The sequence below is a fragment of the Mesorhizobium sp. WSM3862 genome (assembly GCF_002294985.1).
Lineage (GTDB): Bacteria > Pseudomonadota > Alphaproteobacteria > Rhizobiales > Rhizobiaceae > Mesorhizobium.
On the sequence record NZ_NSGE01000004.1, the window covers coordinates 157,801 to 175,016 of the forward strand.

General features: G+C 64.1%; 24 protein-coding genes and 1 pseudogene. 12 read left to right on the forward strand and 13 right to left on the reverse strand.

What is annotated here, in order from left to right:
• The first annotated feature begins 118 nt into the window (after nucleotides 1-118).
• Nucleotides 119-547 (forward strand): DUF6481 family protein, encoded by a 429-nt coding sequence (locus CK224_RS13130; RefSeq protein WP_095776825.1) that lies wholly within the window; start codon nucleotides 119-121, stop codon nucleotides 545-547.
• A 65-nt stretch (nucleotides 548-612) separates the two neighbouring features.
• On the opposite strand, the gene sugE is transcribed toward CK224_RS13130, so the two are convergent.
• Together sugE and CK224_RS32355 are read right to left on the reverse strand one after the other, a co-directional pair.
• Nucleotides 613-927, reverse strand: coding sequence for a quaternary ammonium compound efflux SMR transporter SugE (sugE, locus tag CK224_RS13135; protein WP_095776826.1), 315 nt, complete (start codon nucleotides 925-927; stop codon nucleotides 613-615).
• Nucleotides 928-1,124: 197 nt separating this feature from the next.
• On the reverse strand, nucleotides 1,125-1,250 hold the full coding sequence (locus tag CK224_RS32355; protein ID WP_082953831.1) for a hypothetical protein: 126 nt from the start codon (nucleotides 1,248-1,250) through the stop codon (nucleotides 1,125-1,127).
• Nucleotides 1,251-1,494: 244 nt separating this feature from the next.
• Here CK224_RS32355 and CK224_RS13145 point away from each other — a divergent pair, with 244 nt between their 5' ends.
• Both CK224_RS13145 and CK224_RS13150 read left to right on the forward strand, forming a co-directional pair.
• Nucleotides 1,495-2,454: a cation diffusion facilitator family transporter gene (locus CK224_RS13145; RefSeq protein WP_095782081.1), complete on the forward strand. Its 960-nt coding sequence runs from the start codon at nucleotides 1,495-1,497 to the stop codon at nucleotides 2,452-2,454.
• Between the two features lie 34 nt (nucleotides 2,455-2,488).
• Nucleotides 2,489-2,893 carry a GFA family protein gene (locus tag CK224_RS13150; RefSeq protein ID WP_067323761.1) on the forward strand — a complete coding sequence of 135 codons (405 nt, stop codon included), beginning with the start codon at nucleotides 2,489-2,491 and terminating at the stop codon, nucleotides 2,891-2,893.
• A 15-nt stretch (nucleotides 2,894-2,908) separates the two neighbouring features.
• Here the strand turns inward: CK224_RS13150 and CK224_RS13155 are convergent, their stop codons facing one another.
• Nucleotides 2,909-4,159 carry a DNA recombination protein RmuC gene (locus CK224_RS13155; protein WP_095782082.1) on the reverse strand — a complete coding sequence of 417 codons (1,251 nt, stop codon included), beginning with the start codon at nucleotides 4,157-4,159 and terminating at the stop codon, nucleotides 2,909-2,911.
• Nucleotides 4,160-4,262: 103 nt separating this feature from the next.
• Here CK224_RS13155 and def point away from each other — a divergent pair, with 103 nt between their 5' ends.
• The 4 genes from def to truA are packed head-to-tail and all read left to right on the forward strand — an operon-like array spanning nucleotide 4,263 to nucleotide 7,018.
• Nucleotides 4,263-4,793 (forward strand): peptide deformylase, encoded by a 531-nt coding sequence (gene def, locus CK224_RS13160; RefSeq protein ID WP_067003060.1) that lies wholly within the window; start codon nucleotides 4,263-4,265, stop codon nucleotides 4,791-4,793.
• Nucleotides 4,794-4,799: 6 nt separating this feature from the next.
• Nucleotides 4,800-5,735: a methionyl-tRNA formyltransferase gene (gene fmt, locus CK224_RS13165; RefSeq protein WP_067003054.1), complete on the forward strand. Its 936-nt coding sequence runs from the start codon at nucleotides 4,800-4,802 to the stop codon at nucleotides 5,733-5,735.
• Nucleotides 5,732-6,238 carry an N-acetyltransferase gene (locus CK224_RS13170; protein ID WP_067323775.1) on the forward strand — a complete coding sequence of 169 codons (507 nt, stop codon included), beginning with the start codon at nucleotides 5,732-5,734 and terminating at the stop codon, nucleotides 6,236-6,238. Before fmt ends, CK224_RS13170 begins: the two co-directional genes overlap by 4 nt.
• 24 nt (nucleotides 6,239-6,262) lie before the next feature.
• Nucleotides 6,263-7,018, forward strand: coding sequence for a tRNA pseudouridine(38-40) synthase TruA (gene truA / locus CK224_RS13175; protein ID WP_067003051.1), 756 nt, complete (start codon nucleotides 6,263-6,265; stop codon nucleotides 7,016-7,018).
• Nucleotides 7,019-7,029: 11 nt separating this feature from the next.
• Here truA and CK224_RS13180 read toward each other — a convergent pair whose 3' ends face one another.
• The 4 genes from CK224_RS13180 to dapE form a co-directional block, all read right to left on the reverse strand.
• Nucleotides 7,030-7,347 carry a type II toxin-antitoxin system RelE/ParE family toxin gene (locus tag CK224_RS13180; protein WP_095782083.1) on the reverse strand — a complete coding sequence of 106 codons (318 nt, stop codon included), beginning with the start codon at nucleotides 7,345-7,347 and terminating at the stop codon, nucleotides 7,030-7,032.
• On the reverse strand, nucleotides 7,344-7,625 hold the full coding sequence (locus CK224_RS13185) for a type II toxin-antitoxin system ParD family antitoxin (RefSeq protein ID WP_095776834.1): 282 nt from the start codon (nucleotides 7,623-7,625) through the stop codon (nucleotides 7,344-7,346). Before CK224_RS13185 ends, CK224_RS13180 begins: the two co-directional genes overlap by 4 nt.
• Before the next feature lie 80 nt (nucleotides 7,626-7,705).
• The gene (locus CK224_RS13190; protein ID WP_095782084.1) at nucleotides 7,706-8,311 is read right to left on the reverse strand and encodes a transporter; all 606 of its coding nucleotides are present in this window, start codon (nucleotides 8,309-8,311) and stop codon (nucleotides 7,706-7,708) included.
• 2 nt (nucleotides 8,312-8,313) lie between these two features.
• Complete coding sequence (gene dapE / locus CK224_RS13195) at nucleotides 8,314-9,513, reverse strand: succinyl-diaminopimelate desuccinylase (RefSeq protein ID WP_095782364.1); 1,200 nt, start codon at nucleotides 9,511-9,513, stop codon at nucleotides 8,314-8,316.
• Between the two features lie 118 nt (nucleotides 9,514-9,631).
• Here dapE and CK224_RS13200 point away from each other — a divergent pair, with 118 nt between their 5' ends.
• Nucleotides 9,632-10,666, forward strand: a complete 1,035-nt coding sequence (locus CK224_RS13200) for a 2-dehydropantoate 2-reductase (RefSeq protein WP_095782085.1) — start codon at nucleotides 9,632-9,634, stop codon at nucleotides 10,664-10,666.
• A 145-nt stretch (nucleotides 10,667-10,811) separates the two neighbouring features.
• On the opposite strand, the gene CK224_RS13205 is transcribed toward CK224_RS13200, so the two are convergent.
• The 3 genes from CK224_RS13205 to dapD all read right to left on the reverse strand — a co-directional run bounded on the left by CK224_RS13205 (nucleotide 10,812) and on the right by dapD (nucleotide 12,469).
• On the reverse strand, nucleotides 10,812-11,189 hold the full coding sequence (locus CK224_RS13205; RefSeq protein WP_067003040.1) for a DUF805 domain-containing protein: 378 nt from the start codon (nucleotides 11,187-11,189) through the stop codon (nucleotides 10,812-10,814).
• A 64-nt stretch (nucleotides 11,190-11,253) separates the two neighbouring features.
• Entirely contained in the window at nucleotides 11,254-11,544 is a 291-nt protein-coding gene (locus tag CK224_RS13210) for a DUF805 domain-containing protein (protein WP_245425921.1), read from the reverse strand.
• 70 nt (nucleotides 11,545-11,614) lie between these two features.
• Nucleotides 11,615-12,469, reverse strand: a complete 855-nt coding sequence (gene dapD, locus CK224_RS13215) for a 2,3,4,5-tetrahydropyridine-2,6-dicarboxylate N-succinyltransferase (RefSeq protein WP_067323788.1) — start codon at nucleotides 12,467-12,469, stop codon at nucleotides 11,615-11,617.
• 143 nt (nucleotides 12,470-12,612) lie between these two features.
• Between dapD and CK224_RS13220 the strand changes: the two genes are divergently transcribed.
• A complete protein-coding gene (locus tag CK224_RS13220) occupies nucleotides 12,613-13,452 on the forward strand; it encodes an LOG family protein (protein WP_082953833.1) in 840 nt (279 codons plus the stop codon).
• Between the two features lie 67 nt (nucleotides 13,453-13,519).
• Here the strand turns inward: CK224_RS13220 and CK224_RS13225 are convergent, their stop codons facing one another.
• Nucleotides 13,520-14,227: a pyrimidine 5'-nucleotidase gene (locus CK224_RS13225; RefSeq protein WP_067003034.1), complete on the reverse strand. Its 708-nt coding sequence runs from the start codon at nucleotides 14,225-14,227 to the stop codon at nucleotides 13,520-13,522.
• Between the two features lie 150 nt (nucleotides 14,228-14,377).
• On the opposite strand from CK224_RS13225, the gene CK224_RS13230 reads away from it, so the two are divergent.
• Together CK224_RS13230 and CK224_RS13235 are read left to right on the forward strand one after the other, a co-directional pair.
• Nucleotides 14,378-15,139: a GGDEF domain-containing protein gene (locus tag CK224_RS13230; protein ID WP_067323795.1), complete on the forward strand. Its 762-nt coding sequence runs from the start codon at nucleotides 14,378-14,380 to the stop codon at nucleotides 15,137-15,139.
• Nucleotides 15,138-15,284 (forward strand): annotated as a pseudogene (locus CK224_RS13235) (GMC family oxidoreductase); the annotation flags it as partial. The gene CK224_RS13230 and the pseudogene CK224_RS13235, both read left to right, overlap by 2 nt.
• A 117-nt stretch (nucleotides 15,285-15,401) precedes the next feature.
• On the opposite strand, the gene CK224_RS31275 reads toward CK224_RS13235, so the two are convergent.
• Nucleotides 15,402-15,569, reverse strand: a complete 168-nt coding sequence (locus CK224_RS31275) for a hypothetical protein (protein WP_164747443.1) — start codon at nucleotides 15,567-15,569, stop codon at nucleotides 15,402-15,404.
• A gap of 94 nt (nucleotides 15,570-15,663) precedes the next feature.
• Between CK224_RS31275 and CK224_RS13240 the strand changes: the two genes are divergently transcribed.
• Nucleotides 15,664-16,155 carry a MarR family transcriptional regulator gene (locus tag CK224_RS13240; protein ID WP_095782086.1) on the forward strand — a complete coding sequence of 164 codons (492 nt, stop codon included), beginning with the start codon at nucleotides 15,664-15,666 and terminating at the stop codon, nucleotides 16,153-16,155.
• Nucleotides 16,156-16,315: 160 nt separating this feature from the next.
• On the opposite strand, the gene phhA is transcribed toward CK224_RS13240, so the two are convergent.
• Complete coding sequence (gene phhA / locus CK224_RS13245) at nucleotides 16,316-17,149, reverse strand: phenylalanine 4-monooxygenase (protein WP_067003025.1); 834 nt, start codon at nucleotides 17,147-17,149, stop codon at nucleotides 16,316-16,318.
• Nucleotides 17,150-17,216 lie beyond the last annotated feature (67 nt).

A 17,216-nucleotide genomic window follows, 5' to 3' on the forward strand; every position in this document is an offset into this window, starting at 1 on the left:
GACGACGTATCCCGACGGCAACAGCCCAGATTTTCATGGCTGGCATACCGTTTTGGCGCTTGAACTCACCGCTTTCCCGCGTATGTAAGCGTCGCGAATTGACTTCAGGGAAGTGGACTTGGCTATTTACAGGGAAAAAGACATATTCGAGCGGCGCAACGCCGCGAACGAGGCAAAGAAGGCGCTCCTGGAGCGCTTCAAGTCAAAGCCGGCGGCGGACGATCCAGCGGTTCTGGCGCGTCAGGCGGAACGCAAGGCGATCCTCGAGGCCCGTGCGATCCGCGAGGCCGAGAAGGCCCGATTGAAGCAGGAAAAGCTGGCGCGCGAAGCGGCCGAGAAGGCTGAACGCGAGGCAGTGGCCGAAGCGGCCCGTATTGCTGCCGAAGAGGCAGCGGCTGCCGAGGCCAAGATCCGCGAAGCCGAGGAAACCGAACGCATCGCCCGCCTGCTCGCCGAGGAGGCCGAACGCAAGGCCAAGCGCGATGCGCGCTACGCCGCCCGCAAGGCGCGCGTCGGTCGCACGCCTCCTGGCTTCTCGGCCCGCTAGGTTCGAGTTCGTTCGAAAAATGATTCAGGGTCGCCAGGAGCGGCCCTGAGTGCGTTCGTGCTGCATCAGGCGACGAGCTTCAGCCCGACGATGCCGCAGACGATCAGCCCGATGCAGGCAAGCCGCACCGCGGTCGCCGGCTCGCCGAGCAGCCATATGCCGAGCAAGGCCGTGCCGACAGTGCCGATGCCGGTCCACACCGCATAAGCGGTGCCGACGGGCAATGTCTTCAACGCAAGCCCGAGCAGGCCAAGGCTGACGATCATCGAGACGATTGTGAGCACGGTCGGCAGCGGCTTCGAGAAACCATCGGTATATTTGAGGCCGATCGCCCAGCCGATCTCGAACAGGCCAGCGAAGAAAAGGAAGATCCAGGACATCGCGAACGCTCCATCGATCGAGCATCGAATGCTCGACGTTTGACGTGGCGGGTCGTCCCGGCCGGGTTTCGGGGAAGCGAGGTCGTCCTCGCGGTACCGATATAGTGAGTTCTGTACCCCGATCAACAAAACACCGGCAGCATTCGGCATGCCGCCGGTTCAAATCCGCATCGAGACGGATCGGCCGCGCTGACGGCCTACTTCTCCTTGATGCGCATCGCCTTGACCGGCGGCGCCTTCGGAGCCGGGGCCGCGGCCGGTTTCTTGGCGTCCTTTTTCGGCTTGCGGGGTTCCTTGCCCGCCTTCATCGCACCTTTCGCCATGATTCGCTCCTCCGATTTGTGGGCAGCACAAGTGAAACAAGAGAAGCGCCCGACCGCAAGAGGCCGCTTGCAGCTTCGAAAGCCGGCTTGCGCTATGTCAACCGTTTTCCCTTGATCCCGCGACCTCGGGATCGATCAGGCAACAGAAATGCATAGGGGCATCTGAACCTCGGAGCGGCTGGCGCATTGTCGGTGGAGCTTTGGGCGGCGGCTGAGCTCCCACTTGGAAGAGGATCGGAAGCGCATGGCAGGGCATAGCGGCTCGAAAAGAGTGATCTACGCCGCGCTCGCCGGCAATGTTGCGATCGCCCTGACCAAATTCGCCGCAGCGTTCTTCACAGGCTCTTCAGCCATGCTGTCGGAGGGCGTGCATTCGCTGGTCGACACCGGCAATGGCGCGCTTCTGCTTTACGGCATGCGCCGTGCCGCGCGCCCGCCCGACCGCACGCATCCGCTCGGACACGGACGCGAACTCTATTTCTGGAGCTTTATCGTCGCGCTTCTGGTTTTCGCGCTGGGCGCGGGCGTTTCCTTCTATGAGGGCGTGATCCACATCATGGCGCCCGAGCCGATCGTCAACGCCAAGGTCAACTACATCGTGCTTGGTCTTTCTTTTCTGTTCGAAGGCAGTTCCTGGCTGGTGGCGCTGAAGGAGTTCCGGGGACAGAAGGGAAGGCTGGGTTGGTTCGAGGCGGTCCGGATGAGCAAGGATCCCAGCATCTACACGGTGCTGTTCGAGGACAGCGCCGCGCTGCTCGGCCTCGTCGTCGCCTTCGTCGGCATCCTGTCTGCCGAACTCCTGGGTATCCCCGAGCTCGACGGCGCCGGCTCGATCGGCATCGCCGTCATCCTGGGCGCCACCGCCATCTTCTTGGCGCGCGAGAGCAAGGGTCTGCTCATCGGTGAGCCCGCTTCGCCCGAGGTGCAGCGCAAGGTTCTGGCGATCGCTCAGGAAGACCCGGCCGTGCAGCGGGCGAACGGCATACTGAGCGTCCATATCGGCCCGGAGGAGATCGTCGCAGGCCTAAGCATCGAATTCGAGGATCATCTCACGGCGCCTGAGATCGAAGCCTGCGTTGAACGCCTGGAGGCGCGACTGAAAAGCGACATGCCCGAAATCACCAGGCTGTTCGTCAAGCCGCAGGCGACCGGCACATGGGAGCGCAGGCGTAAGGCTATCGCCCGGGCCTTCGAAGAGGATTAGATTTGAGCGAAGCAATCTTTTGGGAGCATGCCGAATGAGAATCGACGGCGGGTGTCATTGCGGCGCCATCACCTACGAAGCGGAGGTCGATCCCGAAAAGACCTCGATCTGCCATTGCACCGATTGCCAGCAACTGACGGGAACGGCCTTTCGCGTGACGGTGGGCGCGCCAGAAGAGGATTACCGGATTACCAAGGGCACGCCGAAGGTCTACATCAAGACCGGATCCAGCGGCGCCAAGCGCGCTCAGGGGTTTTGCGGCGAATGCGGATCGCATCTCTATGCCACGTCGGTTGGCGATGGACCGAAAATCTACGGCATTCGGGTGGGCACGGCGCGCCAGCGCGACCAGCTGGTGCCGAGAAGACAGGTTTGGCACCGCTCGGCGTTGCACTGGCTGCCGGAAATCGAAGGCATCACCACCATCGAGGAGCAGTAACGGAGTTACGACAGCTCAGTCGTCGCCTTCGACGACGCGCAGCCTGAGCTGACCCGTCTTGGAATCGGCCACGCGCGCGCCCGCCTCCACCTTGGCAGGACCGCGTGGCGGTTCGGGTTCGCCCTCGGCGAACTCCAGCGCCTCGATTTTCTGCCCGCGTTTGGTGACCTTCGTCGTCGAGACGAGGATGTCGTCGATATCCCTGGTCGCCTGGCCGAAATGCGTCTGCAGCCGGCGCACGCGCTCGTCGACTCGCGCCACGTCCTCCATCAGGCGGATGACCTCGCCCTGGATCAGATGCGCCTGCTCGCGCATGCGCGCGTCCTTCAGGATCGCCTGGATGACCTGGATCGACAGCATCAGCAAGGACGGCGAGACGATGACGACGCGGGCGCGGTGCGCCTTCTGCACCACGGGCTCGAAATTCTCGTGAATCTCGGCGAATACCGATTCCGAGGGCACGAACATGAAGGCGGTGTCCTGCGTCTCGCCCTGGATAAGGTATTTTTCCGCGATATCGCGGATATGCACCTCGATGTCGCGCCGGAACGCCTGCGCCGCCGCCTTCTGCAAGTCGGCGGCTTCGGCGGCACGAATGGCATTCCAGGCCTCCAGCGGAAACTTGGCGTCGATGGCGAGCATCGGCGCGCCGTTCGGCATCCGCACCAGGCAGTCGGGCCGGCTGCCGTTGGAAAGGCTCGCCTGGAACTCGTAGGCGCCGTGCGGCAGGCCGTCGGCAATGATCGCCTCCATGCGCGACTGGCCGAAGGCGCCGCGAGTCTGCTTGTTGGAGAGGATCGCCTGCAGCTGCACGACCTGTCCGGCTAAAGACTGGATGTTGCCCTGCGCCGTGTCGATCACCGCCAGCCGCTCCTGCAGTTTGGCCAGGCTCTCATGCGTCGACTTGGTCTGCTCGGCCATGGTCTGGCCAAGGCGGCCGGTCATGGCGTCGAGCCGCTGTCCGAGCGATTGAGTGAGCTCGGCCTGCCTGGCGCCGAACACTTCGGCGATCGCGCCCATGCGACCCTGCATCTCGGCCTGCGCCTGAAGAATGTCCGCCATCCTGGCCTCGGTGTCGCGGGCATGGTCGGCCGCTTCTGCCGCCGCTGCCGCGCGCGCCTTTCCCGCGCGCCACAACGCGATGACGAGCGCCAGGAACAGCGTCAGCAGCAGCAGCGCTCCGAAGCCAAACGTCTCGCCGAGCCTGATCGTGGTGGCGCCGAGCCGCGCGACGGGCTGCGAAAGGATCGAGGTCATGTCGTTCATTTGGGCAGCATAACCGATTCGCTCTGCTGGCACAGATCAAAACGTGAACAAGTCAAAGCCGCCCCGGTTGACGCTTTTCCATCGACGTCTTAGGTGAGACGCCATGTCGATCAAGCCGCTCATCATCCTTCCCGATCCAATCCTGCGCCAGGTTTCCAAACCGGTCGAGCGCGTCGACGGTGACTTGCGCAAGCTCACCGACGACATGCTGGAAACCATGTATGACGCGCCGGGCATAGGGCTGGCGGCGATCCAGGTCGGCGAGCCGCGGCGTTTGCTGGTCATCGACCTCGCCAAGGAAGGCGAGCCGCCGGCGCCGCATGTCTTCATCAATCCGGAAATCCTCGAAAGCTCCGACGAGCGCTCGGTTTATGAGGAAGGCTGCCTGTCGATCCCTGACTACTATGCCGAGGTCGAGCGTCCCGCAGCGGTGCGGGTGAAATATCTCGACCGCGACGGCAAGCTGCAGGAGATGCAGGCCGAAGGCCTGATGGCGACCTGCCTGCAGCACGAGATCGACCATCTTAACGGCGTGCTGTTCATTGACCACATCTCGAAGCTGAAGCGCGACATGGTGGTCAGAAAATTCAAGAAGCTCGCCAAGGACAAGGCGCCGGGCAAGATGGCGGGCTAGAAGGGCATGCCCCTTCGCGTCATCTTCATGGGCACGCCGGAGTTTTCCGTGCCGACGCTCAGCGCCATCGCCGAGGCCGGCCACGAGATCGCCGCCGTCTATACGCAGCCGCCGCGCGCCGCCGGCCGGCGCGGGTTGGAATTGACGCCCTCGCCCGTGCAGCGCGAGGCGGAACGGCTCGGGCTCGAGGTGCGCACGCCGACATCGCTCAAGGCAGAGACGGAGCAGCAGGCCTTTGCCGGTTTGCGGGCCGATGTCGCCGTGGTCGTCGCCTATGGCCTCCTTCTGCCGAAACCCGTTCTCGAGGCCACCAGGCTCGGTTGCCTCAACGGCCATGCATCACTTTTGCCGCGTTGGCGCGGTGCTGCTCCCATACAGCGCGCCATCATGGCCGGCGATGTCGAAACCGGCATGATGGTGATGCGCATGGAAGAGGGGCTGGACACCGGCCCGGTGGCATTGGTTGAAAAATGCGTCATTGGTCCCGATATGACCGCCGGGGAATTGCATGACCTCCTCATGGCTCGAGGCGCCTCGCTGATGGTGGATGCGCTCGCACAGTTGGGGATAAATTGTCTGACATTTGCCCCGCAGGCGACGGAAGGGGTGACCTATGCGCGAAAGATCGATAAATCGGAGACACGCGTAGACTGGACGCGGCCTGCCGGCGAAGTCCACAATCACATTCGCGGCCTGTCGCCCTTTCCGGGCGCGTGGTGCGAGGTCGAAATTGGTGGCCGCGTGGAGCGGCTGAAACTGCTTCGCTCGACGCTTTCCAACGGCGTCGGCGAGTCGGGAGGTATTCTCGATGATCGGCTGACGGTCGCCTGCGGGTCAGGCGCGGTGCGGCTGGTCGAAGTTCAACGGGCGGGTGGAAGGCCCGCCGCCGCGCAGGAGTTTTTGCGCGGGGCCAAGATCGAAAAAGGAACGAAACTCCAATGAGCATGATGTCGATACGTGCGGCGACGCCGCGGGATCGCGAGGCGATCCGCCTCGTCGAAGAGCATGCCTTCGGCCAGCAGGCGGAGGCCGGCCTGGTCGATGCGCTGGTCACCGGCGGCGACGCCGTCGTCGAGCTGGTTGCGGAAGAAGATGGCCAGGTCGTCGGCCACATTCTGTTTTCCAGGCTTTTTGTGCAGAACGGCGGCAAGCGCTTCGCGGCCGTGGCGCTGGCGCCGCTGGCCGTCGAGCCGTCCTTCCACGGCACCGGCATCGGCGGCGCGCTGATCCGCGAGGCGCATGTCCGTCTGAAGGAGGCTGGCGAGGCTTTGGCGGTGGTGCTCGGCGATCCGGCCTATTACGGCCGCTTCGGCTACACCCACGCCCGCGCCGAGAAATTCGAGAGCGAATACCAGGGCGAGGCGCTGCAGGCGCTGGCCTGGGGCGACGCGCCCGAGGCCGGCAGACTGCTATACGCTTCGGCCTTCACCGCGCTGGCCGCCTAGGCGAGCGCCAAACGCAGAGCTGGCATGCCGCGTTTTCGGCTCGATATCGAATATGACGGCAGCCAATTCGCCGGCTGGCAGCATCAGGCGGACCAGCTTTCGGTGCAGCAGGCGATCGAGCAGGCGATCGAAAAGTTCTGCGGCGAAGAGGTGCGAATACGTGCCGCCGGCCGCACCGATGCCGGCGTGCACGCGACCGCCCAGGTGGCCCATGTCGATCTGGCCAGGGACTGGGCGGGCGACAAGGTGCGCGACGCCGTCAACGCCCATCTGCAGGCGGCTGGCGCGCGCATCGCCATCCTCAAGGCTGCCGTCGTCGCCGACGATTTCGATGCGCGGTTTTCCGCCACCGGCCGCCATTATCTCTATCGCATCCTCAACCGCCGTGCCCCGTCGGCGCTTGAAAAGGGCAAGGTCTGGTGGGTGCCGAAACGGCTCGATGCCGAGGCCATGCACGAGGCGGCGAGGGTGCTGCTCGGGCGGCACGATTTCACCACCTTCCGCTCCACCCAGTGCCAGGCCGAAAGCCCGGTGCGCACGCTTGACCGTCTCGATGTCACCCGCGCCGGAGATCTCATCGAGGTGCGAACCTCGGCGCGTTCCTTCCTACACAACCAGGTGCGCTCGATGGTCGGCTCACTGCGCAGGGTCGGCGACGGCTCCTGGAGCGCCGCCGATCTCAAGGCAGCGCTCGAAGCGCGCAACCGGGCAGCCTGCGGACAGGTAGCGCCGCCCGACGGGCTGTTTCTTGTCGGGGTGGATTATCCAGAGGACGTCTGAGGCGGCGTCGATCAGCCGGCGTCGTTCCCGGCGAGTTCGTCCGACCAATTCGCGCCGCCATAGAAGAGGCGCAGAATCACGACGCGCTCAGGCTCCACAACGAAAGCGACAGTTATCCGGCGCTCAAATCCGACGACGCGAAGGTCCGGCCGCACGTCATCACGGCGCGTGCCGCGTTCAGAGCCATGCTCGAGGCGCTCGCAGAACGCGCGGATGCGAGCGTCGTAGCGGTCTGCAAGGATGGGATTGCTGGCTTGAGCAATGAAGTTGTAAATGCGATCGAGATCGTCGCCGGCATCAAGCGTATAGACGACGGTCCGACGCTTCACGGTTTCTTTTGCGAATAGCGCTCGTGACGCTTGCGCGCCCGTTCGGCCATTTCCTCCGGCGAAATGCCTTTGCCGGGGTTTGCCTTCCACGCATCATAGGCCGGAGCGACCTCCTCGCGCAGCCAACGCTCCACCGCGGCGTCGCGCTCCTGAAGGGCGCGAAGCCCGGCGCGGATGACTTCGCTGCTGGTCGCATACGTGCCCGAGCGGACGAGCTGATCAATGAAGGCCGCTTGCTCGGCCGGCAGGCTGAAGGTGCGTTTTTCGGTAGCGGACATGGCTAGCGCTCCGGGAGGACAGTGGTGTGAAACTATCATACCCCCCTGTCTCAAGAAAAGACCCCGTCAGCCGGCCAAGATCAGCCCCTCGCGCCGTCCGGAATGTCGATGCCGAGCAGCGCCTGCAGCCCGAACAAGACGAGCAGCGAGGCGACGAACATGCCGACAAACACCGCGGTGCCGACAGCCGCGCCCTTGCCGATCGTCGCGTTGGTCATGCGCCAGGTCAGCACCATCGACAGCGCGAACAGCAGCAGCGAGACCAGGCCGCTGACCTCGTCGGTCGAAGGCAGGAACAGCCTCAGCAGCGCCGACGGCAGCATCAGCCAGGCGATGATCGCGGAAGCCCAATTGGAGGCGACGACGTAGTGGACGAAGCGGCCGCCGATGCCGGCGCGCGGCGCGACCAGCGCAAGCGCCACCAGCGGCAGCACCCAGGAACCGATGCCGACGGTTGCCAGCCGGAGCAGCATGCCGAGCCGCCCGGCGAACGCATTCGGATCGCCTATCTCATTGGCGATCCCGACCCAGCCGACGATCAGCGCCGGCGCCGCCACGACGATGGCGAAGAAGGAATTCCAAAAACCGTCCGCAGACAGATCGAGCATGCGCAGGCCGTCGGCCCTGCCGAGCATCAGCCGCCAGGCGCCGGCCAGCGAAGCAAAGGTTTCGTCCGTTGAGAGCATGGTCACGTCAGACCTTGTCCGAACCAGTCCTCGATAAAGCGCTCGTATATCCCTGTCAGCGTCTCGAGATCGGCGACCGCCACGCGCTCGTCGACCATGTGCATGGTCTTGCCGACCAGCCCGAACTCGACCACCGGGCAAAAATCCTTGATGAAACGCGCATCCGAAGTGCCGCCGGAGGTGGAGAGCGAAGGCCTCTTGCCGACCACCGCGGCCACGGAACCGCTCAGCGTGTCAATCAGCTTTTCGTCGCGGGTAAGGAAGACATGGCTCGGCCGGTCGCGCCAGACAAGCTCGTAGTCGACGGCGGTCTTCTTGCCCGGCCGATATTTCTTGCGGCCCGCCGCCTGGTCGAGCCGGTTGTGGATCTCGGCCTGGACGGTCTCGGCATCCCAAGTGTCGTTGAAGCGGATGTTGAACGTGGCGGTGGCCTTGGCCGGGATGACATTGGTCGCGGGGTTGCCGACGTCGATCGACGTCACTTCCAGATTGGTCGGCTGGAAATCCTTTGTTCCCCTGTCGAACACCGGATGGAGCAGCGCGTCGACAAGGCTCATAAGCCCGCGCACCGGGTTGTCGGCAAGTTGCGGATAGGCGGCGTGGCCCTGACGGCCATTGACGATGACGCTGCCGGAGAGCGAGCCGCGCCGGCCGATCTTGATCATATCGCCAAGCGCATCCGGATTGGTCGGCTCGCCGACGATCGAGGCGTCCCATTTCTCGCCCTTGGCGTCCGCCCAGTCGAGCAGCTTCACCGTGCCGTTGATGGCCGGCCCTTCCTCGTCGCCGGTGATCAGCAGCGAGACCGAGCCTTTCGGGCCGCCATTGTTCTCGATGTGGCGCGCCACCGCGGCGATGAAGCAGGCGATGCCGCCTTTCATGTCGACGGCGCCGCGGCCATACATCTCGCCATTGGCGATCTCGGCGGCAAAGGGCGGATGCGTCCACGCCGCCTCGTCGCCGACCGGCACCACGTCGGTATGGCCGGCAAACATCAGATGTGGGCCGTTGCCGGAGCGGCGCGCATAGAGATTTTCGATGTCCGGCGTGCCATCTTCCGAGAATATCGGCCGCTCGACGGCGAAGCCGAGTGGCTTCAGCATGTCTTCCAAGGTCTGCAGCGCGCCGCCTTCGGCGGGCGTCACGGAAGGGCAGCGGATCAGGGCGGCAAGGTTCTGGGCAGGATCGGTCGGCAATTTCATGGGCAAAGCGATAGTCGAAAGCGGCAGGCCTGTCACGGTGGCAGATGTTCGCCGAGCAAGCCGCCGACAATATGGTTGTCGTGTCGTATAGTCGCGCGGGCCAGGACGGGATGATCGCATGGCCAAAGAAGGAAAGACGATCGCGATAGCCGGCGCCGGCAGCATCGGCTGCTATGTCGGCGGCTGCCTGGCGCTCGCCGGGCGTAAGGTCGTCTTCCTTGGCCGCGGCCGCATTGTGGAGGCGTTGCGCAAGGACGGGCTGCGGATCAGCGATCTTGACGGCCGCGACCGACGCATCGGGCCTGAGACGCTGGCGGTCAGCGACGATCCGGCGCTGGCGCTGCGCAACGCGGATATCGTTCTAGTCACCGTAAAGAGCGGCGCGACCGAGGAGATGGCGGCGCTTGTTGCGGCTCATGTCCGCCCCGATTCCATTGTGGTCAGCCTGCAGAATGGCGTCGACAATCCGGACAAACTGCGTGGAGCGCTTCCCGCGCATCGCGTGCTTGCCGGTATGGTTGCGTTCAATGTCGTGCAATCGCCGGATGGCGAGACGCCGTTCAACGTCCGCCGCGCCAGCGACGGCATGGTCATCATCGAGAATACTGAGCCCGGCCTTGCAGCACTGCTCGATGTCGAAGGACTTGGGGTCGAAACCCATGCCGACATGAGGGCGGTGCAGTGGAGCAAACTGCTGATGAACCTCAACAATGCGCTGGTCGCGCTCTCCGATCTGCCGCTGGCGACCGAATTGGCGGACCGCGGCTGGCGCGTCATTCTGGCGGACCAAATCGACGAGGCGCTGGCCGCAATGAAAGCTTGTCGTATCGAGCCGGCGCGCATCGCTGGGCCGCCCCCATGGCTGCTGCCGAAAGTGCTGCGGCTTCCGGACTGGCTGTTCGGAATCCTGGCCCGGCGGCTGCTGGCGATCGACCCCAAGGCGCGCTCCTCGATGTGGGACGATCTCCGTCGTCGTCGGCCGACCGAGGTCGACGAATTGCAGGGAGCGATCCTGCGGCTCGCGCAAAAGACCGGCGTGCCGGCGCCTGTGACGAAGCGCATCATGGCGCTGGTGCGTCAGGCGGAAGCGGACAGGCGCGGTCCGCCCGGATTGACGCCCGACGAGGTCAGCCGCGGTCCTCGATCAGCGTGATATTTGCGCGACAGATGCTCAAATTCTCGGTCTCGTTGACGCCAAGGATGACGACATCGTCATTGACCGATTACATCACGCCTTAGCTCTGTGATTTAGAGCCGGATCAGATTTGAGGTCGAAACGACCTAAAAATCATCCGGCGCTAGCGGTCGGCCGGCGCATTCGTGCGGCTGCCGTAGCGATTGGATCCGGGCTGTCCCGGAAACAGGCAGAGCACCAGGAAGGCAACGATCGACACGACGGGAACGAACAGCACCAGCGCCGCGATGCCCGGCTTGTCGAGGTCGTGCAGCCGCTTCACTGCCAGCACGACGTTCGACCACAACGAGGCGAGGAAGGTGAGGAAGAAGACGAACGACCACATGTTGCTCTCGGCCGAACCTTCCGGCACCAGTGTGAAGCGATAAAGCGGAAAGGCCTGGACGATAGCAACCAGCAATCCGCCGAGAAAATAGGCTGCGCGGCTGACGCGGCCCGAGGTTTTGAAGAAGAGCCAGATGAAGTCTGCTTTTTCAGGCAAGCGGGTCCGGTCCGTATTGATTGGCGCCCCTGGTGCCTTCGAGCATGCCCAGTTCGATGAGCAGTCAGATGCCGCCGATGATGGGTATAAGGCCGATCAGTGTCCACCAGCCCGACTTGTTACGGTCGTGCCAGCGTTTGGCATAGAGAGCAATCGCGAAATAGATCGATGCCAGCGCGACCAGGATGCCGAGGATGCCGATCTGGTCGCCGCCGGCGGTGGTGAAACGTGTGCCGAGGATCGAGTCGAGAATGAACGCAATGATGGCGATGACGATGAATATGCCGATGCCGGCCCAGAACTTGGCCCGGTTGATGCGGCCGTCGAAACTCGTCAGCAGATACTTCCAGTCCATGACGCCCCTCCGTTGAACCAACGCGACGGAATGTCGCGCCGGCGGAGGCTGCGTCTGTTCGCGGGAAAGATCAATCGCGCAGCAATTCGTTGATCGACGTCTTGGAGCGGGTCCTGGCGTCGACGCGCTTGACGATGACGGCGCAGTAGAGGCTCGGGCCCGGCTCGCCATTTGGCAGCGGCTTGCCCGGCAGCGAGCCGGCGACGACCACCGAATTTGCCGGCACTTCACCGTAGAAGACCTCGCCGGTGGCGCGGTCGACGATCTTGGTCGACTGGCCGATGAACACGCCCATGCCGAGCACCGAGCCTTCGCGCACGATGCAGCCTTCGACCACCTCGGAGCGCGCGCCGATGAAGCAATTGTCCTCGATGATGGTCGGACCGGCCTGCATCGGCTCCAGCACGCCGCCGATGCCGACGCCGCCGGAGAGATGCACGTTCTTGCCGATCTGGGCGCAAGAACCGACCGAAGCCCAGGTGTCGACCATGGTGCCTGTATCGACATAGGCGCCGACATTGACGAAGGACGGCATCAGCACCGCGCCCGGCGCGACATAGGCCGAGCGGCGCACGACCGAGGACGGCACGGCGCGGAAGCCGGCCTTCTCGAAATCGACCGCGCCCCAGCCCTCGAACTTCGACGGCACCTTGTCCCACCATACCGAGTGGCCCGGGCCGCCCTTGATGATCTCCATCGGGTTCAGCCGGAAGGAGAGCAGCACCGCCTTCTTCAGCCACTGGTTGACCAGCCATTTGCCGTCGTCCTGCCGCTCGGCGACGCGAACCACGCCGCGGTCGAGCAAGTCGAGCGCCGACTGGATGGCGTCGCGCGTTTCGCCGCGGGTCGCGGTCGAAATCGTATCGCGCTCCTCGAAGGCCTTTTCGATGGTCTTTTCGAGGCTCGCCAGATCGGGCTTCGACATGAATTTGCTCCATTACAAAGCTGTTAAGGCCTGCGCCTTAACCTGTTTTGAAATCGCGCGGACCCTATGTGAAGCCTTAATGGGGGTCAATCGCGACTGCGTCACGGGACGGCGCAAGTAAAGGAATTAGGACGGTGGATTCGATGACACCCATGGAAAAGGCGGGCTGGACGCCGCTGCCCCATTCGGACGAGGATCTCGAGCGGTCGAAAAGCGTGCCGGACACGCCGCAGACGCGGGCCGAAACCTATCGCCTGGCCTGGAACGATCCCGACTTCATGACGCGGCGCGAATTGCGTCCGGTGCGCCTGCAGCTCGAGCTCTTGAAGCCGGAGATGATCCTCGCCGAGCGCGGCATCCGCTCGACCGTCATCCTGTTCGGCGGGGCGCGGCTTCCCGAGCCGGGCGGCGCCGCCTGGGCCGCCAAGAACGAGACGCAGAAGAAGAACCTCGAGCTGAACAGCAAATATTACGAAGAGGCGCGCAAGTTCGCCCGGCTGTGCTCGCAGCAGTCGGCCACGTCCTATTATCGCGAATTCGTCGTCGTCACCGGCGGCGGACCGGGAGTCATGGAGGCGGGCAATCGCGGCGCTGACGATGTCGGCGCGCCGTCGATCGGCTTGAACATCGTGCTGCCGCACGAACAGGCGCCGAACGCCTATGTGACGCCCGAACTCTGCTTCAACTTCCACTATTTCGCCATCCGCAAGATGCATTTCGTCATGCGCGCCAAGGCGGTAGCCGTGTTTCCGGGCGGCTTCGGCACGATGGACGAATTCTTCGAGACGCTGACGCTGATCCAGACCGGGCGCATGGAGCGCGTGCCGGTGATCCTGTTCGGCAAGGCGTTCTGGCAACGGGCGATCGACCTCGACTTCCTTGCCGAGCAAGGCACGATCTCGCCCGGCGACCAGGACATCATCGATTTCGTCGACACCGCCGACGAAGCCTGGGACATCGTTCGCCGCTTCTACAGCCTCTGAGTGCGCGCTCGTCGTTACCGCAATGACCAGCGAGTTCTGACGGCGGCGCCGGCAATCTGGAGTTGGTTCAGCCCGGGACCTCGACGATTGCCGTCAGGAAGCCGGCGAGGTCGTCGGTGACGAAATCCACGTCGTCCTCATTCGCCGGGTCGCGCTCCCAGATCTCGGAGAAAGTCGGCTCGAAATTGCGCGGCACGACCAACACCGTCGTCATGCCGAGCGATTTCGGCACCGAGAGGTTGCGCGCCAGATCCTCGAACATCACCGCGTTGTGGCCGGTCACGGAATGCAGCTCGGCGAACCGCTCATAGGTCTGGCGGGCCGGCTTGGGGTTGAGACCCGCCGCGACGATGTCGAAGATGTCGTCGAAATGATCCAATACGCCGAGCTGGCGCGCGGCGCGCTCGGCATGCTTGCGGTCGCCATTGGTGAAAATGAACTTGCGGCCCGGCAATTGGCGGATCGCGGCACCGAGCACCGGATCGGGCACCAGCCAGGAATAGTCGATGTCGTGCACCTTCTCGAGGAAGTCGTCGGGGTCGATGCCGTGGCGCGCCATCAGCCCGTTCAGCGTCGTGCCGTACTCCAGGTAGAGCTCTTTCTGCAGCTTGCGCGCCTCCTCGCGCGAGAGCGTCAGCAGCTCGCCGACATAGGCGGTCATCTTCACGTCGATCTGCGCGAACAGATTCGAGTGATGCGGATAGAGCGTGTTGTCGAGGTCGAATACCCAATCCGTGACATGGGCAAAACGGGCGGGCTCGGGTGTCGTCGTCATGGCCTCCTTATGACATGCGGACGCGGAGTTTATCCACAACTTCCGCGCGTCTTGCGTCGTGAAAATGGCGCCTCGCTTCAAATTTTAATCGTCCCGGAAAGGTCACCTTCAGCGCTTGCTGGCACAGAGGCAGTCCGTTGGGAGACAGCGATGAGTCGCATAATCTTGAAGTCCGCAGTCGTCGCGTTCGCTTCGGTCGCTGTCTCGCTCTTGTTGACGCTGGTTGTGGTCCCGGCCATGGGCTTTCCGATCAGCCGCACCGTCTGGCTGACGGCCACAGTTTGCCCTTTGATTCTCGCCTGGATCGCTAGCGTCGGCACCTTCTGGCAAAGCGACCGGCTGAAAAATGCGCATCGCGAGCTTGCCCGCGCGCATGCTCAGCTCGCCGCGGCCCACAGACGCCTGTCGGAGAAGGCAAGCCGCGACGACATGACCGGCATGCTCAACCGCGAGACCTTCTTCGCCGCGCTCGACGGTTCCCGGCGCAAGGCCGATCGCGGCGCCCTGCTGATCATCGATGCCGACCATTTCAAGACCATCAACGACAATTACGGTCACCTGACCGGCGACGATGCGCTGCTTCTGATCGCCGGCGCCATCGAGCGCGGCGTGCGCAGCGGCGATGTGCTCGGCCGAATCGGCGGCGAGGAGTTCGCCGCCTTCCTGGTTGGCGCCACCGAACCGGAAGCAAGGCGCGTGGCCGAGCGCATCCGCCGCGAGGTCGAACTGATCCGCTTTCGCCCTGTCGACGAGCGGACCGTGCCTTTGACGGTCTCGATCGGCGGCATCACCTGTGGCGAGAGCGCCACCGTGTCGGAGCTGATGCGCGCCGCCGACCGCAGGCTCTACGAGGCCAAGCATCGCGGCCGCAACCTGTCCGTTCTCGATCGCGACCTTTCGGAAGCCGCCTGAGGGCTTGCGGCTCTTCGGCACGACCATGGCGCGGAAGAATCTCGGCCGCGTGCGCATCGCCGACTGGATCGGCAAAGGCGGCGATTATCCGACGAATGAGGGGACGGCGGGCCATCACCATATGGGCGGCACCCGCATGGGTACCTGCCGGCTGGGCGGCCACCTCAGGAAGGTGATCACAGTCTGAACTCCCGACAGGCGGGCGGCGCCGGCGCCTGCAATGGCAACCGGCGCCGCCCTGGCGCGCCTTTGGGGGTCGGATCTACAGTCCGTAAACGGCGACCCGCACCAGCACGGCCGCGGCGGCAAGTGCCACCAGCAGGATGCCGAGGCCGATGGGCGAGCCCCAGCCATACCATTCCATGGCCAGCTTGGCGTATCTGTACTCCTCCTCATGCGAGAGAGGGGGGCGCTGTTGAATCAAGCTCATTGTTCACTCCTGTCGGCGACTTTGCCCTTGCTTCGCAAAGGGTGGCATCGCATATTGATACGATAGTCTGAATGTTAGACAACTTGATAGTTAGATGATCGAACTAAATTCGTCAAGCATGAATCGTGCTGAGATGACGGCGGCCGTCAGCCGTGCCGTCATGCGCTGGCAGGACGCGACGCAAGCCTATGACGAGGCGGTCGGGGAGCGGCTTGGGCTGATCGCGGCCGAGCGCCATTGTCTGAGCTTGCTCTACGCGGGGCCGCAATCGGCCGGCGCCGTGGCGGCGGCGACGGGGCTGACGCCGGCAGCGGTGACGGCCTTGATCGACCGCCTTGAGGCGCGTGGGCTCGTTACCCGAACCCGCAGCCTGGAAGACAGGCGCAAGGTGGTGATCGAGGCGACCGAGCTGACCAGAGAATTTTCGGAGCGCTACTATGGCGCCATCGCGCGCGAGGGCGAGAAAGTGATGGCGGGTTTCAGCGACGCCGAGTTGGCGACCGTGCTGCGCTTCATCGACGCCGCGCTGAAGCTGCAGCGCGAGCAGTTGGCGAGGCTCAAGGCCGAGCCGGCTTCGGCCGGCTGATGCCCGAGCGACCCAACACTGGCGGCTTGCTTCCGCAAAACCCAGAGCGGCTCAGTCGCCTTTTAGCCACCGAACCGCTCTGACGGCCGGCTGGGCGAAAGCCGGACCCCGAAGCGCGCCGCACCGAACGATTTCGGGCTCGCGCATTTTGTTTCAATGCCTAGACCGTGGCGGGGTCGAGCGCCGGCTGACCCTTGAACCGCGTGACGATCCCGGCGAGGTCGTCGCCGGCGAATGCATCGCGCAATGCGTCGAAGGACGGCAGAACGAAGTAGGCGCGCTGGAACTTGTCGATCTCGTAGCCGGTGCGCATCACCGTCTCCAGGTCGAACGGCACATGATGGGCGTCCTTGCTTTCGACCGCGAATTGCAGCTCGGTGAAAGACGACATCAGTCCTGCGCCGAAAGCCTTTACCGGCTGGCCGGCTTCCTGGATGAGGCCGTATTCGGCGCTGTACCAGTAGAGCCGGGTGATCATCTCGTCGCCGCCCAGCGCGATCATGTCCTCGGCCTTCTCACCATACATCTGCATGAAATCGGCGAACACCGGCTGCGTCAGGATCGGCACATGGCCGAAGAAGTCATGGAACATGTCCGGCTCGACGATGTAGTCGAGTTCCTGCCTGGTCCGCAGCCAGTTGGTGACCGGGAAACGGCGGTTTGCGAGATGGTCGAAGAAGGGGCCGGCGGGGATCAGCCCGGGCACCGCCACGATTTCCCAGCCCGTGAGCTTGCGCAATTTCTCGCTGATGGCGTCGAAATCCGGAATCTTGTCGAGCAGCCCGAGCGTCGCGACGCCGTCGAGATAGGAACGGTGCGCCAGCCTCTGCGTCAGCTTCGACTGGCGATCGCAGAGCGTGCGCCACACTGCCTGCTCGTCGGCGGAATAGTCGTAATCCTGAGCCACTGTGAAGTCGGCGCGGCACACCGAATAGTCGCCGCGAAGGCCTTGCGCCGCGCATTCGCGGGCATAGTCGGCAACGCTGATCGTCATTTCTTCCTCCTGAAAAAAATCGTCGGTTCCCGGATCGTGGCGTCATCGTAGCCGCGGCTCGTGAGGC

Coding starts and splice junctions, on each gene's coding strand:
- fmt (WP_067003054.1), top strand. CDS start 4,800: ATGCCCCTTCGCGTCATCTTCATGGGCACGCCGGAGTTTTCCGTGCCG.
- CK224_RS13225 (WP_067003034.1), bottom strand. CDS start 14,227: ATGACGACGACACCCGAGCCCGCCCGTTTTGCCCATGTCACGGATTGG.
- CK224_RS13145 (WP_095782081.1), top strand. CDS start 1,495: ATGGCAGGGCATAGCGGCTCGAAAAGAGTGATCTACGCCGCGCTCGCC.
- CK224_RS13230 (WP_067323795.1), top strand. CDS start 14,378: ATGAGTCGCATAATCTTGAAGTCCGCAGTCGTCGCGTTCGCTTCGGTC.
- CK224_RS13170 (WP_067323775.1), top strand. CDS start 5,732: ATGAGCATGATGTCGATACGTGCGGCGACGCCGCGGGATCGCGAGGCG.
- CK224_RS13185 (WP_095776834.1), bottom strand. CDS start 7,625: ATGTCCGCTACCGAAAAACGCACCTTCAGCCTGCCGGCCGAGCAAGCG.
- def (WP_067003060.1), top strand. CDS start 4,263: ATGTCGATCAAGCCGCTCATCATCCTTCCCGATCCAATCCTGCGCCAG.
- CK224_RS13150 (WP_067323761.1), top strand. CDS start 2,489: ATGAGAATCGACGGCGGGTGTCATTGCGGCGCCATCACCTACGAAGCG.
- CK224_RS13210 (WP_245425921.1), bottom strand. CDS start 11,544: ATGGACTGGAAGTATCTGCTGACGAGTTTCGACGGCCGCATCAACCGG.
- CK224_RS13240 (WP_095782086.1), top strand. CDS start 15,664: ATGATCGAACTAAATTCGTCAAGCATGAATCGTGCTGAGATGACGGCG.
- CK224_RS31275 (WP_164747443.1), bottom strand. CDS start 15,569: ATGAGCTTGATTCAACAGCGCCCCCCTCTCTCGCATGAGGAGGAGTAC.
- sugE (WP_095776826.1), bottom strand. CDS start 927: ATGTCCTGGATCTTCCTTTTCTTCGCTGGCCTGTTCGAGATCGGCTGG.
- CK224_RS13190 (WP_095782084.1), bottom strand. CDS start 8,311: ATGCTCTCAACGGACGAAACCTTTGCTTCGCTGGCCGGCGCCTGGCGG.
- phhA (WP_067003025.1), bottom strand. CDS start 17,149: ATGACGATCAGCGTTGCCGACTATGCCCGCGAATGCGCGGCGCAAGGC.
- CK224_RS13220 (WP_082953833.1), top strand. CDS start 12,613: ATGACACCCATGGAAAAGGCGGGCTGGACGCCGCTGCCCCATTCGGAC.
- dapD (WP_067323788.1), bottom strand. CDS start 12,469: ATGTCGAAGCCCGATCTGGCGAGCCTCGAAAAGACCATCGAAAAGGCC.
- dapE (WP_095782364.1), bottom strand. CDS start 9,513: ATGAAATTGCCGACCGATCCTGCCCAGAACCTTGCCGCCCTGATCCGC.
- CK224_RS13155 (WP_095782082.1), bottom strand. CDS start 4,159: ATGAACGACATGACCTCGATCCTTTCGCAGCCCGTCGCGCGGCTCGGC.
- truA (WP_067003051.1), top strand. CDS start 6,263: ATGCCGCGTTTTCGGCTCGATATCGAATATGACGGCAGCCAATTCGCC.
- CK224_RS13200 (WP_095782085.1), top strand. CDS start 9,632: ATGGCCAAAGAAGGAAAGACGATCGCGATAGCCGGCGCCGGCAGCATC.
- CK224_RS32355 (WP_082953831.1), bottom strand. CDS start 1,250: ATGGCGAAAGGTGCGATGAAGGCGGGCAAGGAACCCCGCAAGCCGAAA.